The organism is Micromonospora sp. CPCC 206171 (assembly GCF_036906755.1).
GTDB classification, from domain to species: Bacteria; Actinomycetota; Actinomycetes; order Mycobacteriales; family Micromonosporaceae; genus Micromonospora; species Micromonospora purpureochromogenes.
The window spans coordinates 51154-65674 of sequence record NZ_JBAKHT010000021.1 but is presented as its reverse complement, the minus strand read 5'-3'; the positions used below and the strand labels follow the sequence as shown (position 1 = coordinate 65674).

Here is a 14521-nt window from a genome sequence, read left to right as displayed (position 1 = left end):
CGGCCGGGGCGAACGCCTCGGTGACGATCCGCGCGACGCCGGGGCCGGCGGGCGCGACGATCCTGGTCTCACTGGACACGCTGTTCCTTCTCCCTGTTCTCGGCGCCGGTCGCCGGGTCCAGCCCGGCCCGCAACCGGGTGACCTCCGGGGAACGGTAGGCCCTCGCCACCCGGACGAGCCAGGCGACCTGCTCCGCGGCCTCCCCGCCGTCGGTGCCCCCGGCCGGCAGGTCGGGCAGCTCCTCGTGGTCGGCGGCCGGCGGCGCCCCGGCGGCCCGCGCCTGCAGCGCGGCGGCCAGCACGGTCGCCTCGGCGGCGGCGGTGAGCCGTTCACCGCTCCAACCGGCCCGGCGGCCGGCCGCCTCGGCGGCGCGCAGCAGCGCGGCCGACATCCAGGGACGCAGGGTGGCGTACCCGTCGAGGATCTCCACGGTGGCGCGGACCCGGCGCAGGTACGGGTCGCGCAGCACCGCCAGCAGCCCGGCGGGTCCGCGCGGCTCGGGCAGCAGCGCGAGCTCCGGCAGCACCCGGTGCACCGCCGCCTGGAGCGGACGCAGCCGGTGATGGTCGACGACGGCCCCCAGCCGCGCGCCGAGCCGGTCGAGACCGACCAGCGGCCCCCAGGACGGCAGGGTCGAGCCGATCAGGATGAGCAGGATGGAGACGGTGAAGCTGAACACCACCACCGCGTCGGAGACGAGCGCGGAGCCGGGCCAGAGCGCGCCGACGGCCACCGCGGTCAGCTTGCCCAGCACGTACACCAGGCCCCAGGCGGCGCCCGCCACGATCAGTCGCAGACCGAGGCGGAGCAGCGGCCGGCCGGCCTGCCGCGCGTACCGGTGGGCCAGGGCCACCACCTGCGTCATCGACCAGCCCAGGTAGGTCAGGTAGACGTAGAGGAAGGGGGCGTCGAACGGGTCGCCGTAGTACCGGCCGCTGGCCACCCGCGGGTCGTCCAGGGCCGTCCGCGCCGGGGTCAGCGCGAAGAGCACCGCGATCGCGGCGATGCTGACCAGCAGCGCGACGGTGCGGCGGCGGACCCGGCGGCGGGTGCGCTCGTCGTCCCCGGTCATGTGCAGCAGGAAGGCCTGCGCGGCGGTGGCCGAGACCAGGGTGAGGCAGTTGGACAGCAGCCGGGCCAGGTCGAGCACGCCGAGCGCCCGGTCCAGGGCCGGCATGAACGGCTGGATGGTCAGCGACACCGTGATGCCGACCAGGGCCAGGCAGAGCGCGCGCAGCGGCCGGTAGCGCGGGTTGCGGGCCAGGTCGCGCAGCTTGTAGAGGCTCATCACCCAGCAGGTCAGCGTCACGCCGATCATCAGGTCACGGACGAGGCTGATCACGGGTGGCGGCGTCCTTCGAGGGCGGCGGCGAGCCGGTCGGCGAGGGCGATGTCGGCCGGGGCGGTGACCGGTATCTCCGACCAGCTCTCCGCGCGCTGCACGGCGAGGCTGCCGAAGATCTCCGCCCGCCGCTCCTGCGGCACGTCGTACGAGCTGCGGGCCAGCGGGGCCGGCGCGGCCGCGGCCCGGTCCGGCCCGGACGCCGGGGAGGCGTCGTCGAAGAGGGCGTGCCCGTACTCGTGCCCGATGATCAGGCGCTGGCGCACCGGGCTGGCGTTGGCGGCGTAGAAGATGTAGTCGGCGTGCTCGCCGGCCACCCAGAGCCCGTGCGGGGCCAGCGCGGGCAGCTCGCGGGGAATGAGGTGCACCGGCCGGCCGCGGCGCCGTTCCACCCGTTCGTGCAGCTCGCCGAAGGTGAAGCCGCCGGTCAGTCCGAGCGCGTCCAGGGCCTGCTCGGACTGGCGGCGCAGCTGCCGCAGCTGCTCCTCGCCTGCCGCCCGTCGTCGCCGGATCATCGGGCCGGCGCCGGGTGGTGGGCGTACCCGTCCCGCGGCGCCCGCAGCCGGTCGCCGCCACCGCCGGTGACCCGCGCCGTCCTCACCTCGCCTCCGCCGGCCGCTCGTTGGAGCGGCGGGCGCGGGCGGCGGCCTCCAGGCGTTCCACCTGCTCGATCATGGCCACCACGGCGGCGTGGCCCTCGGGGGAGAGCCGGGCGTCGGCCAGCCGCATGGCCACCTGCTTGATGTGCGGGTTGGCCAGGGCGTGCGCGAGGTCGCGCCCACCGTCCACGTCGTCCTGACCGTGCGCGAAGCAGCTCGACGGCTGGCCGAAGAAGGCGGCGATGGCGTCCACCACCGACTGCCGCGGGTCCGGCGCGCGCCCCTGCCGCAGGTTGCTCAGGTGGGTGTGCGATATCCGGCAGCCGCGCCGGGTCAGCTCCTGGGCCACGTGCCGGACGCTGTACGGCCGGCCCTGCGGGTCGGTCACCGTCCGGAAGAGCCGGTCCAGGCGGGCGGCGAAGGAGTCGTCGTGCGGCTCGGTGACCTGGGGCAAGGGGACTCCTCCGCACACGCGCGATGCCACCGGCCGGGGACGGTGGCACCGACTGTTGACGCCGCTATCGCGAGTATGTATAGCATTACCACCCCTGGCACCGGGAGTGGACACTTTGGTGTGATCATGGCACCGCCCAATGCCAGGGGCGTCCTGGCAGGTTCGACGGGAGCGCGCAGCCATGCGCCATCGGGGGTCCGTCGGAATCACCATGGGACGCGGGCGGCCGGGCTCGGGCCCGCCGCCGCAGGGGTGCGGTACGCCGTGCCGCACCCCTGCCCACGACGTCCGCCTGGTGGCAGCCGAGGTGGCCGGGTGTCAGACTTGCCGGCGGGGGACCCCAGCGGCGAGGGACGTGGACGCATGACGGGACACGGGTACGCACTCCGGCCGGACACCGAGACCGTGACGCTGGGTCGGCGCCCGGGTGACCCTCGTCGACCCGGCCGCCCTGCTCGCGGCGGCCGTCGCCGGTCCCGTCGCGCTGCTGGCCGACGCCACCTTTCCCGACCCGGTGCGCCGGGTGCGGTTCACGGTGCGCGTCGAGGCGGGGGAGCACCGGTTCGACGCCTCGGTACGGGCCGGCGTGCCGGCCACGGCGGTCGGGCTGCTCGCGCTCGGCCTGGCCGGCCCGGCCGGGATGCTGCTGGCCCAGAAGCTGGCCGCCGGCGATCCCCGCGCCGACCGGGTGGCCGCCGCCGCCGGCCGGGTGGCCGCCGGGGCCTCCCGCCGGCTCGGGTTCCGCCCGCCCGCGCCCGCCGCGCCGCCACCCGACGCCGCCGGGGCGGCCGTGCTCGACCGCGCCCGCGAGCTGGGGCTGCACCCCGAGATCAGCCACCACGCCGAGCCCGGCGGGCGGCTGGTCACCGTGCGCGGCGCGACGCCCAGCGCCGACGTCACCCCGGCGCACCTGACGGCGATGGTCGCCCTGGTGCTCCAAGCCGTCCGCGAGCTGGCCGGCGACACCTCGGAACCGGCGGTGCTGCGCGGCCGGGCGTACACCCTCGGGGTCCGGCCGGAACCGGCCGTGACGCCGCCGGGCAGCGCGGCGGTGACCCTCGACCAGGTCGGCGGTCTCGACGAGGTGGTGGCCCGGTTCCGGGAGATCGCCGTGTCGTTCCGGCACCCCCAGGTGATGGCCCGCTGGGGCGCGCGCCGCCCGCAGGGCATCCTGCTGTACGGCCCGCCCGGCACCGGCAAGACCATGCTGGCCCGCGCGCTGGCCAACGAGATCGGCGCCGACTTCCGGGAGATCCGCACCCCGGAGATCCTCGACAAGTACCTCGGCGGCTCCGAGCGCAACATCAAGCAGATCTTCCGCGAGGCGCGCGGCTACCGGCAGCCCACGGTGATGCTCTTCGACGAGTTCGACAGCATCATCAGCTACGCCGGCGCGGGCGGGGACGCCGCGAGCCAGGCCGTCAACGCGGTCGCCGGCATCTTCAAGCAGGAGATGAACACCCTCATCGAGGAGAACCCGGACGTCATCGTGGTGGCCACCACCAACTTCCCGCACCGGGTCGACGCCTCGCTGACCCGCTCCGGGCGCTTCGACGTCAAGCTGGCCATCCCGGCGCCCGACGAGGCCGGCCGCGCCGAGATCATCGCCAAGATGGTCCGCGAGCTGATCGACCGGCACGAGCGCCCCGGCTTCCGGATGTTCGCCGACGACGTCGACCCGCGCGGGCTGGCCGCGCTCACCGCGGGACTCACCGGCGCGGACCTCCGCGAGGTGCTGCGCCGGGTGCAACTCGCCAAAGCGATGCGCGAGGCCACGGAAGGTGCGCCGGCCGCCCCGATCAGCCAGGATGAACTCCGTGACGCCATCGCCGGGCTGCGGCTCGGTTGAGGCGTACGACGGAAGGAGATCCGTGTCGTCCACCCTGCTGTCCCGTCGTGACCTGCGCTTCCTGCTCTACGAGTGGCTGGACGCGCCCCGGCTGACCGAGCGCCCCCGCTACGCGGAGCACTCCCGGGAGACCTTCGACGACGTGCTCGACCTCGCCGAACGGGTCGCCGCCGAGCACTTCGCCCCGCACAACCGGGCCGCGGACACCAGCGAGCCCGTCGTCGACGGCGGGCGGGTCCGCATGATCCCGCAGGTCAAGGCCGCGCTGGAGATCTTCGCCGGCACCGGGTTGCTCGGCGCCAGCATGGACGAGAGCGTCGGCGGGCTGCAGCTGCCGCACGTCGTCTCCGCCGCCGCGTTCGGCTTCCTCCAGGCCGCGAACGTGAGCACCGCGGCGTACCCGTTCCTGACCCTGGGCAACGCCAACCTGCTGCTCGCCCACGGCAGCGCCGCCCAGGTCGACACCTTCGTCCGGCCGATGGTCGAGGGCCGGTTCTTCGGCACCATGTGCCTGTCCGAGCCGCAGGCCGGCAGCTCGCTGGCCGACATCACCACCCGCGCCGAGCCGCAGGACGACGGCAGCCACCGGCTCTTCGGCACCAAGATGTGGATCTCCGGGGGCGACCACGAACTGGCCGAGAACATCGTCCACCTGGTGCTCGCCCGGATCCCCGGCGGCCCGCCCGGGGTGAAGGGCATCTCGCTGTTCATCGTGCCGAAGGTGCTGGTCGGTCCGGACGGCACGCTCGGCGCCCGCAACGACGTGGTGCTGGTCGGCCTCAACCACAAGATGGGGTACCGGGGGACCACCAACACCCTGCTCAACTTCGGCGAGGGCGTGCACCGGCCGGAGGGGCGCCCCGGGGCGGTCGGCTACCTGGTAGGCGAGCCCCACCAGGGCCTGACCCAGATGTTCCACATGATGAACGAGGCGCGCATCGGCGTCGGGGCCGGCGCGACCGCGCTCGGCTACACCGGCTACCTGAAGTCCCTGGCGTACGCCCGGCAGCGCCCGCAGGGCCGGCCGGTCGCCGACAAGGACCCGACGGTGCCGCAGGTGCCGATCGTCGCGCATCCCGACGTGCGCCGGATGCTGCTGGCCCAGAAGAGCTACGTGGAGGGCGCCCTCGCGCTGGTGCTCTACTGCGGGCGGCTGCTGGACGAGGAGAAGACCGCCCCCGACCCGGCCGACCGGGCCCGGGCGCACCTGCTGCTGGACATGCTCACCCCGATCACCAAGAGCTGGCCGTCGCAGTGGTGCCTGGCCGCCAACGACCTGGCCATCCAGGTGCACGGCGGCTACGGCTACACCCGCGACTACGACGTCGAGCAGCACTGGCGGGACAACCGGCTCAACCCGATCCACGAGGGTACGCACGGCATCCAGGCGCTGGACCTGCTCGGCCGCAAGGCGACCATGGACGGCGGAGCGGGGCTGTCCCTGCTGCTGGAGACGATCTCCGCGACGGTGAGCCGGGCCTGGAAGGCCGACGGGGAGGCCGCCGAGCTGGCCGCCCAGCTCGGTGCCGCGGTCGACCGGATCGCCGGCACCACCCGCCGGCTGTGGGCCACCGGTGACCCCGCGCTCGCCCTGGCCAACGCCAGCCTCTACCTGGAGGCCGTCGGGCACGTGGTGGTCGCCTGGATGTGGCTGGAGCAGCTGCTTGTCGTGGACGCCGCGCCCCCGAGCGCCGACCCGGACTTCTACGCCGGCAAGCGGCAGGCGGCCCGGTACTTCTTCCGGTACGAGCTGCCCCGGACGGCGGCGCAGTTCGACCTGCTGGACAGCCTGGACCGCACCACGTCGGACATGCAGGAGAGCTGGTTCTGACATCGGCGCCGGCCAGACGTCACCTCACCTGACTGGCCGACCTGGGGCCTCAGTCGATGGGGATCCGGTAGACGAGGTCGTACCGGCCGCCCGGCAGCACGATGTCCGCTGTCTCGACCGGCACGCTGCTGGCGAGGTAGGTCCGCTCGATGGTGTGCACGAACGTCCGCGCGGGCAGTTGGAGCGCTTCGACCTCGCCGGCCGCCGCTGCCCGCCGGCGGGAGCTGCGGGCGGAGTTCGCGGATGCCCCCGTGTCGTTGGATCTGACCTGGGCGCCGGCCGGCACGCTGCACCGGCGTTTCCTCGGTTGGCTGCGGTGAGCAATCTTGGGTCGGCGACGAGAGGTTCCACCACAGCGACGGCTCGCACCGGTGGATCCCCCCAGACCCGGACTACGACCAGGCGGTCTGGGACGAGCAGGTCCGCCAGCACAAGCTGGGTCACCTGCGCGACGAGCGTCCCAAGGTACGCAGCCGGCGGCTCGTCTGAGACGGCCTGGACGGCGTGGCCGAGTTGTCCTGCCGCCTGGAGCGCCGGAGCCCGGACGGCGCGCCACCTCGTCAGCGCCCTCGGATTCTGGACCGCGGTCCTGGTAGACCTCTGGTCGGGGAGGCCACGCCGAACGACCCGCCGGCCCCGCACTGGCTCGACCGGCGGCGGGCCCGCCGCATCCTGCGCCTGGGGCCGCCCGTCCGCTGACGGCGCGTCCCTGCCTCGCCCGGCTCAGTCCTGCGCGAGCAGCCGGTCGCGGACCTCGCGACGCAGGATCTTGCCGATCTGCGAACGGGGCAGCTCCTCGACCACCAGCACCCGGCGCGGCACCTTGTACGCCGTCAGGTGCTGCCGGCAGGACGTGCGCAGGCTCTCCGGATCGGCCGTGCAGTCCTCGTGCAGCACCACCGCCGCGACGACCTCCTCGCCGCCGTGCTCGTCGGGCAGCCCCACCGCGGCGGCGTCGGCCACCCCGGGCACCCGGCGCAGCGCGTCCTCCACCTCGGACGGGTAGACGTTGAAGCCGCCGGTGATGATCAGTTCCTTGATCCGGTCGACCACGGTGACGAAGCCGTCCGGGTCCATCACCACCACGTCCCCGGTACGCAGCCAGCCGCCCGGCAGCAGCACCGCCGCGGTCTCCTCCGGGCGGTTCCAGTAGCCGGCGAACACCTGCGGGCCCCGGATCAGCAGCTCCCCGGCCTCGCCGGGGCCCCGGTCGACCGACGGGTCCTCGGGGTCGACGATGCGGACCTCGGTGGACGGGAACGGCACCCCGACGGTGCCCGGCCGGCGGGCGGGCGAGACCGGGTTGCCCAGCGCCACCGGGGAGGTCTCGGTCATGCCGTACCCCTCGACCAGCAGCCCGCCGGTGACCGACTCCCAGAGCTGGACCGTGGACGGCGGCAGGGCCATCGCGCCGGAGATGGCGTACCGGACGGAGGTGAGGTCGACGCCGCGCTCGCGGGCGGCGGTGGCCAGCTTCTCGTAGATCGGCGGGACGGCGGGCAGGAACGTCGGCGGGCGGCGGCGGACCGCGTCGAGCACCTGGTCGACGTCGAAGCGGGGCAGCAGCACCAGGGTGGCGCCGATGCTCACCGAGAAGGTCAGGCAGAGCGTCAGCCCGTACGCGTGGAACAGCGGCAGGACGGCGTACACCGTCTCCTCGCCGTCGCGCAGCCCCGGCACCCAGGCGCGGCCCTGCGCGGCGTTGGCGCGCAGGTTGCGGTGGGTCAGCACGGCGCCCTTCGGGATGCCGGTGGTGCCGCCGGTGTACTGCAGCAGCGCGGTGTCGTCCGGGCCGGGCGCGGGGTGCTCGGCGGGCAGCGGCGGCGCGGCGGCCAGCAGGTCGTCCCAGCTCAGCGTGCCCGGCGCCGCAGCCGTCATCGCCGCCCGGGCGGCCCGCGCCTTCGCCAGCGGCAGCCGCAGCGCCCAGCGCTTCGCCCGGGGCAGCGCGCGGGTGAGGTCCACCGCGACCACCGTCTCCACCGCGCCCGCACCCCGCACCTGCGGCGCCGCCTTGTCCCAGACCACGGCGACCCGGGCGCCGTGGTCGGCGAGCTGGTGGGCCAGCTCCTGCGGGGTGTAGAGCGGGTTGTGCTCGACCACCACCGCGCCGAGGCGCAGCGCGGCGTAGAAGGCGATGACGTGCTGCGGACAGTTCGGCAGCACCAGGGCCACCCGGTCACCCGCGCCGACGCCGAGCCGGCGCAGCGCCTCCGCCGCCCGGGCCACCTGCGCGTCGAGCTCGGCGTAGGTGGTGGTGGACCCGAAGAAGTCCAGCGCGACCCGGGAACCGAACCGGCCGGCCGCCGCGCGCAGCAGGTCGACCAGGGACTCCTCCGACGGCGCGATGGTCGCCGGCACGTCGGGGGCGTAGCTGCGCAGCCAGGGCCGCTCGGTGGTCAGGTCCATCGGGTCTCCCCTCGCTGGGCACGACGGTCCGCCCGGTCGATCACGACGGGGCGCATCCGTGTTCAGCCTAACCTACCTACCAGTAACCTACGCCCCCGTAGGTATGGTTCCTCGGCGCTCGGCTCGGTTGCGGGTCCCGGTCGGGCCGCCGCCGACGGCGCGGGCGGGACACCCGCGCCGCCGACGGTCCGACCGGCGCCCGCCGGTCGGTCAGCAGCCGGTCCAGCGCACCGGCGTCACCCGGCCGTCGTTGCGGAAGCCGACCACCGTGCCGGTGTCCGAGATGGCCTGCGCGCCGACGCCGACCCCTGCTCCGCCCCCGGGCAGCAGGCGGGAGCCGCCGCCGCGGGCGATCCGGTCGCCGCCGACCACCGTCCCGCGCTTGTTGACGTCGGTCACCAACGGCAGCTCGTCGGCGAGTCGCGACCAGGAGCCGTCGCGCAGGTCCCAGCGCACCTTCACCTGGTTGCCGTCCCCGAGGTTGGCCCGACCGATCGCCCAGTGGCCCTGCGCCGCGTAGACGATGGTGGTGCGGGCCCCCGGCACGGTGAGGGTCCGGACGCGTCCGTCCGGGTATCGCACCCAGCCGGTCCACGCCGCGAAGTCGCCGGCGGTGCCGACGATGGTGCCGTCCTCGGTGATGCCCTGCGGCACGGCGTTGGCCGGAAGGTCGAGCACCTCGAACGTGCCGGGCCGGGCGGCCGGCCAGCGCAGCGGGAAGGGGTCGAAGGTGTCCGGGTCCACCCCCACACCGACGATGTCTCCCGTCCCGTTGATCGCCGTCGGCTCCGCGCCGCCGGGCGGCGACGGGAGGAGTGCGACGGCGCCGTCGCGCAGAATCCACGGCCGGATCTTGGCGTCGACCCAGCCGCTGCCGACCACCGTGCCGGCGGTGTTGACGTCCGCCACGTTCTCGGCGAGCGATGACTCGATGGTGGTGAGCCGCCCGCGGTCCCACACCAGCAGGAGGGCCTGGTTGCTCTCCTCGCCGACCCGCAGGGCGGTGCCGGCGATGAACCGGCCGGTCCGGTCGATGGCCCGCGCGTCGGCGCGGTAGACATCGGCGGGGTAGGGCAGGGTGGACAGCTTGCAGGCGCTGGCGCTGGCCGTCCGTGGCGCGGCGGCCGCCGGCGCGGTGGCGACGCCGATCGCGGCGGACAGCAGCCCGGCGGTGGCCGCCGCCAGCATCCTGCGTCGAGCGAGGTGGGTCATCGGTATCTCCCCGTGGTCGGTCCGGGTGCCCCGGACGATGTGACGGGGAAACCGTCGACGACCACATCGGGTTGCGATCTGTCCGATACCTGACAACCCGTTCGCGTTCCCGCCCGCGCCCGCGGCCGTCGCTTATCGGCGACCGGGGGAGTGCTGCCGCATCAGCTGCCGGCCCCGCACGAACGCCAGCACGATCACCACCACCAGCGCGATCGCCCCGATGATCACCAACCAGCGGACGGCCTCGAGGAGCAGCCCCAGCAGCACGAGCGCGCCGCCGACGATGCCGACGATCCAGAGCACGGTCCGCATCTTCGCCTCCCTGATCGACTGTCCGGACGCCTTCCCCCTGACCGGCCGGACATGCCGGAGCCGGATCCGGAAACGTCGGTCAGCGTCGGGCCACGTAGACGGTGTTGGCGCTCTCGCCGCCGGTGAGCGGGTTGGCGAAGCGGACGACGTGCGCCTGCGAGGTCGGGAACACCTCGGCCAGCACCCGGCCGAACTCCTCGTCCGGCGGGTCGTCCGACCAGAGGGCGAACACCCCGTCCGGGTGCAGCAGGTCCGCCAGCCGGTGCAGCCCGTCCGCCCGGTAGAAAGGGGCGTGGCTGGGGTGCAGGACGTGCCGCGGCGAGTGGTCCACGTCCAGCAGCACGGCGTGGAACCGGCGGTCCGGATCCGCCGGGTCGAGGCCGGTGCCGCCGGCGACGGCGGCGAAGAAGTCGGCCCGCACGAACCGGGTACGCGGGTCGGGCGCCAGCCCGGCGGCGAACGGGAACAGCTGCCGGCGGTGCCAGTCGATGACGTCCTCGATCGCCTCGACCACCACCAGCGAGCGCACCCGGGGGTCCTCCAACGCGGTCCGCGCGGTGTACCCGAGGCCGAGGCCGCCGACGACCACGTCCAGGGCGTCCCCGGTCAGCGGGGCCAGGCCCAACCGGGCCAGCTCGATCTCCGCCACCGGGAAGAGGCTGGACATCAGGAAGTCGTCGTCGAGCTTCACCTCGTACACGTCGACGTCGAGCGCCGGGTCACGACGCCGGCGCAGGCTGATCTCGCCGATCGGGGTCTCCCGCCAGGCCAGTTCCTCGAATCGCGCGCCCACCCGGCCTCCTCGCCGCCACCGTCCGTGCGGGATGCTACCGGTCGGGTCCGGCTCATCCCGCGACCCTGACCGGCCGGCGTGCTCTGCGGTGACCCCCCACCCCGGCGGTCACGCCGCCCGGGTCGCCACCACCACCGTGTCGAGCGCGTCCACGGTGTCGCCGTCGACGGTCACCGGACGGCGGGCCGTCTCCGCGCGCCGCACCCGCAGCCCGTCGAGATCGGCGGTCACCTCCTCGGGGGTGAGCAGGATCGCCGGGTCGCGCGGGCCGCCCACCCCGCCCTCCAGGTTGGCCCGGTCGTGCCCGACCACCACGACCGTGCCGCCGGGCCGCAGCGCGTCGCGCGCCCCGGCCAGCACCGTCGCCCGCGCGGCCGGGGGCAGGTGCAGGTAGGCGACCAGCACCAGGTCGTACCGGCCGGGCTCGGGCGCGTCGGCGGTGACGTCCGCGACCCGCCAGTCCACCGGTACGCCCCGGCGCGCGGCCAGCTCCCGGCCGCGCGCGACCGCCACCGGTGAGAAGTCGACCGCGGTCACCCGCCAGCCCCGCCCGGCCAGCCAGACCGCGTTGCGCCCCTCCCCGGCGGCGAGGTCGAGCGCGTCACCCGGGGGCAGGTCGGCGGTCGCCTCCACCACGAAACGGTTCGGCTCGGCGGTCCACACCAGCTCCGTCGAGGCGGCGTACCGCGCGTCCCATTCACTGCTGTCCACCGTCCGGTTATACGCGACGCGGCAAGCGGGGGTGCGACATCCGGGCTGGCCGGCACGGCGCCCCTGGAGCCGTGACGACGCAGGGTCGCCGGGACATCGACGCAGCGCATATCCTGTCCGCCGACGACTCGCCGGAAGGGACGCCATGCCGTCGCGGCAGGACCAGCTCCACTCGTACCAGTTCACCGTGCAGCGGGCGGTCGCCGCGCTGGTGATGCGGGAGACCGACCCGGCGCGGTCGCCGTTCCGGCGGCTCGCCGGCGCCGGTCTGGCGAGCGTGCTGGTGGCCGCGATCGGGCTCGGCGGCTTCGCCCTGTACGGCCTCTTCGCCGGCGGTGGCAGCAAGTGGCGCGACCCGGGCGCGGTGATCGTCGAGAAGGAGTCCGGCGCCCGGTTCGTCTACCGGGACGGCAAGCTGCACCCGGTGCTCAACTACGCCTCCGCGCTGCTGATCATCGGGGCCGAGCGGTCCAGCACGGTGCTGGTCTCCCGCCGGTCCATCGAGGGGGTGCCCCGGGGCCTGCCGCTGGGCATCGCCGACGCGCCGGACTCGCTGCCCGCCCCGGGGCGGCTCTCGACCGCCGCGTGGACGGTCTGCTCGGTCGTGCCGGCCGAGACCGGGCGTCCGACGCCCCGCTCGGCGCTGCTGATCGGTCGGGAGGCGACCGGCGGGCGGCCGACCGGCGAGGAGGGGGTGCTGGTCCGGCACCCGGACGGCACCCTGCATCTCGTCTGGCGGCAGCGACGCTTCCTGCTGCGCGACACCAGCCGGGTGCTGGCGGCCCTGGCCGCCACCCGGGAGCGGGCGGTGCCGGTGGCGCCCGCCCTGCTCAACACGCTGCCCGCGGGCGCCGACCTGGCCCCGCCGGCCCTGCCCGAGCTGGGCCGGCCCGCCGCCCGGGTCTCCGGCGCCGCGGTCGGCGACGTCTACCTGGTCCGCAACTCCGGCGGCGGCCGGCAGTACGCGGTCGCCGAGTCCGAGGGTCTCGCCGGCATCACCGAGTTGCAGGCGGCCCTGCTGATGGCCCGCACCGGTCAGGGCGACCCGAAGCCGATCACCCTCGGCCGGTTCGCCGCCCTGCCCAAGCTGCCGGACCTGGTGCCCAGCGGCCCCACCGCCCCGCCCGCGTCGCCGCCCCGCCTGGCCGGCGTGGACGGTGGCGGGCTCTGCGCGCGCGTCGGCGACGACGGTGAGGTCCGCGACGTCCGCGTCGGCGCCACCCTGCCCGACCTGACCGCCGTGGCCCGCACCGTCGCCGCCACCGGGCGGGGCGCGGTGCTCGCCGACCACGTGGTGGTCGAGCCCGGCCGGGGCGCGGTGGTGGAGTCCGTCGCCGCGCCCGGAGCGACCGGCGGGGCGGTCTCCGTCGTCACCGACCTGGGCCGGCGGTACGTGCTGGCCGGCACCGAGGTGCTGGGCATGCTCGGCTACCGCGACGTGCGGCCGATCCGGCTGCCGGCCGGCCTGGTCAGCCTGGTGCCCGCCGGCAGCCCGCTCGACCCGGCCGCCGCGCGGGCGGCGGCCGCCCCCGCCTGACCCGGGCCGCGCCGGCCGCGGCAGCGCGCCGCCCGCAAGGACACCGTCGACCGGGCCGACCCGCGGTCGCCCGCAGTGCCGGGTTGAGGTGTCACGGCGCAGGTCAGGCCGTGAGCGGGCGGCGGTCGCGGTGGCGGCGCCCGCACGGCGCGGGGTGGACGGCGGGCGGTCAGGGCGCGGGGCGGCGGAGCACGCTGACCGCGAAGTCGGCGTCGTCGCGCCACGGACGCAGGTCCCAGGTGGCGAAGCGGTGCTCGGGGCGCAGCCCGGCGGCGACCGCGTCGCCGTCGAAGTCCGCCAGCCGGTAGCCCCGGTCGGTGCCGAAGCCGACCAGCACCACGCCGTCGGGGCGCAGGTGCGCGGCGATCCGGGCCAGCACGTCCCGTTCGGTGCCCGGAGCGACGAAGGCCATCACGTTGCCCGCCACCACGGCCGCGTCGAAGGGCTCCGGCTCGCCGGCCGCGGCCAGGTCCAGTGCGGCCAGGTCGCCGACCAGCCAGCGCGGGCCGGGATGGTCGGCCCGGGCGGCGTCGACCAGCGCCGGGTCGGCGTCCACCCCGACCACCCGGTGACCGCGGGCGGCCAGCGCGGCGCCGACCCGGCCGGTGCCGCAGCCGGCGTCCAGGATCCGCGAGGCGGGCGCGACCATGGCGTCCACCAGGCGCGCCTCGCCGGCGAGGTCGGCGCCCTCGGCGGCGAGCTTGCGGAACCGGTCGATGTACCACTGCGAGTGTCCGGGGCCGGTCTCGGTCGCCCAGCGGGTCGGGTTGGTCATGCCGCCACGGTAACCGGCGCCCGGCGCGGCGGCCCGGCGGTCAGGGCAGCCGGGCGACGGTGACGAACTCGTTGTAGGTGAAGAGCCTGCCGAGCGCCCGGGGGAAGGGGAACGAGTACTGCCGCACCACGGTCATGCCGAGGTCGCGGGCGGCCTCGGCCGCCTCGGCGAACCCGACGAACCGGACGTGGCTGGCGTCGCTGGCGTACCCGCGTTCCTGTGGGGTGATGAAGACGGCGGTGCCGCCGGAGCGGACGAACGGCAGGTACGAGGAGACCACCTCCAGCGCCTGGCCGGCCGGGAGGTGCTCCAGCAGGTGGGCGGCGAGCAGCGAGTCGAAGGCGTCCGGGCGGGCGTGCTCGGAGCGGAAGAACTCCTCGACCGTGTACGCCTCGTGCCCGGCGGCCCGGGCGTGCGCGATCGACGTGGCGTTGTGGTCGACCCCGACCGCGCCGCCGCCGAGGTTGGCGAGGTTGCGGCCGAGCCCGCAGCCCACGTCGAGGGTGCGGCCCAGGCCGAGCCGCCGCAGGTTCCACCGGTACGGCGCCTGCACATCGAGCAGCTGCTTCCAGCGCGCGCCACCCAGGCGTTGCAACCGGCGGGTGTACTCCTCACCCTGGGTGCCCGTTGGAGCGTCCTGCCGTGCTCGACCCATCGCCGGCCCCTTTGCCTGTCGCGGATACGGATTGCGGTGCTCGC

Annotated in this window: 14 protein-coding genes; 4 read left to right on the top strand and 10 right to left on the bottom strand. The window is 75.3% G+C overall.

Features of this window, described 5'->3' with window-relative positions:
* Window positions 1-68: 68 nt before the first annotated feature.
* The 3 genes from V6U89_RS22215 to V6U89_RS22205 all read right to left on the bottom strand — a co-directional run bounded on the left by V6U89_RS22215 (window position 69) and on the right by V6U89_RS22205 (window position 2396).
* Window positions 69-1343, bottom strand: coding sequence for an MAB_1171c family putative transporter (locus V6U89_RS22215; RefSeq protein ID WP_334573279.1), 1275 nt, complete (start codon window positions 1341-1343; stop codon window positions 69-71).
* The gene (locus V6U89_RS22210) at window positions 1340-1858 is read right to left on the bottom strand and encodes an ImmA/IrrE family metallo-endopeptidase (protein ID WP_334573278.1); all 519 of its coding nucleotides are present in this window, start codon (window positions 1856-1858) and stop codon (window positions 1340-1342) included. The genes V6U89_RS22215 and V6U89_RS22210 overlap by 4 nt, the downstream gene beginning before the upstream one ends.
* A gap of 82 nt (window positions 1859-1940) precedes the next feature.
* Window positions 1941-2396 (bottom strand): hypothetical protein, encoded by a 456-nt coding sequence (locus V6U89_RS22205; RefSeq protein ID WP_334573277.1) that lies wholly within the window; start codon window positions 2394-2396, stop codon window positions 1941-1943.
* Window positions 2397-2823: 427 nt separating this feature from the next.
* Between V6U89_RS22205 and V6U89_RS22200 the strand changes: the two genes are divergently transcribed.
* The 3 genes from V6U89_RS22200 (at window position 2824) to V6U89_RS22190 (ending at window position 6396) form a co-directional block, all read left to right on the top strand.
* Window positions 2824-4245: an ATP-binding protein gene (locus V6U89_RS22200; RefSeq protein ID WP_334573276.1), complete on the top strand. Its 1422-nt coding sequence runs from the start codon at window positions 2824-2826 to the stop codon at window positions 4243-4245.
* On the top strand, window positions 4205-6076 hold the full coding sequence (locus V6U89_RS22195) for an acyl-CoA dehydrogenase (protein WP_442933970.1): 1872 nt from the start codon (window positions 4205-4207) through the stop codon (window positions 6074-6076). The genes V6U89_RS22200 and V6U89_RS22195 overlap by 41 nt, the downstream gene beginning before the upstream one ends.
* A gap of 149 nt (window positions 6077-6225) precedes the next feature.
* A complete protein-coding gene (locus V6U89_RS22190; RefSeq protein ID WP_334573274.1) occupies window positions 6226-6396 on the top strand; it encodes a hypothetical protein in 171 nt (56 codons plus the stop codon).
* A gap of 403 nt (window positions 6397-6799) precedes the next feature.
* On the opposite strand, the gene V6U89_RS22185 is transcribed toward V6U89_RS22190, so the two are convergent.
* The 5 genes from V6U89_RS22185 to V6U89_RS22165 form a co-directional block, all read right to left on the bottom strand.
* On the bottom strand, window positions 6800-8482 hold the full coding sequence (locus V6U89_RS22185; protein WP_334573273.1) for a long-chain-fatty-acid--CoA ligase: 1683 nt from the start codon (window positions 8480-8482) through the stop codon (window positions 6800-6802).
* A gap of 210 nt (window positions 8483-8692) precedes the next feature.
* Window positions 8693-9694 (bottom strand): hypothetical protein, encoded by a 1002-nt coding sequence (locus V6U89_RS22180; protein ID WP_334573272.1) that lies wholly within the window; start codon window positions 9692-9694, stop codon window positions 8693-8695.
* Window positions 9695-9826: 132 nt separating this feature from the next.
* On the bottom strand, window positions 9827-10006 hold the full coding sequence (locus V6U89_RS22175) for a hypothetical protein (protein WP_334573271.1): 180 nt from the start codon (window positions 10004-10006) through the stop codon (window positions 9827-9829).
* A 79-nt stretch (window positions 10007-10085) separates the two neighbouring features.
* Window positions 10086-10799 (bottom strand): spermidine synthase, encoded by a 714-nt coding sequence (locus V6U89_RS22170; RefSeq protein ID WP_334573270.1) that lies wholly within the window; start codon window positions 10797-10799, stop codon window positions 10086-10088.
* A 108-nt stretch (window positions 10800-10907) separates the two neighbouring features.
* On the bottom strand, window positions 10908-11510 hold the full coding sequence (locus V6U89_RS22165) for a class I SAM-dependent methyltransferase (protein WP_334573269.1): 603 nt from the start codon (window positions 11508-11510) through the stop codon (window positions 10908-10910).
* Window positions 11511-11655: 145 nt separating this feature from the next.
* Between V6U89_RS22165 and eccB the strand changes: the two genes are divergently transcribed.
* Window positions 11656-13047, top strand: coding sequence for a type VII secretion protein EccB (gene eccB / locus V6U89_RS22160; RefSeq protein WP_334573268.1), 1392 nt, complete (start codon window positions 11656-11658; stop codon window positions 13045-13047).
* 169 nt (window positions 13048-13216) lie between these two features.
* On the opposite strand, the gene V6U89_RS22155 is transcribed toward eccB, so the two are convergent.
* Window positions 13217-13822: a class I SAM-dependent methyltransferase gene (locus tag V6U89_RS22155; protein ID WP_334573267.1), complete on the bottom strand. Its 606-nt coding sequence runs from the start codon at window positions 13820-13822 to the stop codon at window positions 13217-13219.
* Window positions 13823-13862: 40 nt separating this feature from the next.
* Window positions 13863-14477 (bottom strand): methyltransferase domain-containing protein, encoded by a 615-nt coding sequence (locus V6U89_RS22150; protein ID WP_334573266.1) that lies wholly within the window; start codon window positions 14475-14477, stop codon window positions 13863-13865.
* Between the last annotated feature and the right edge of the window lie 44 nt (window positions 14478-14521).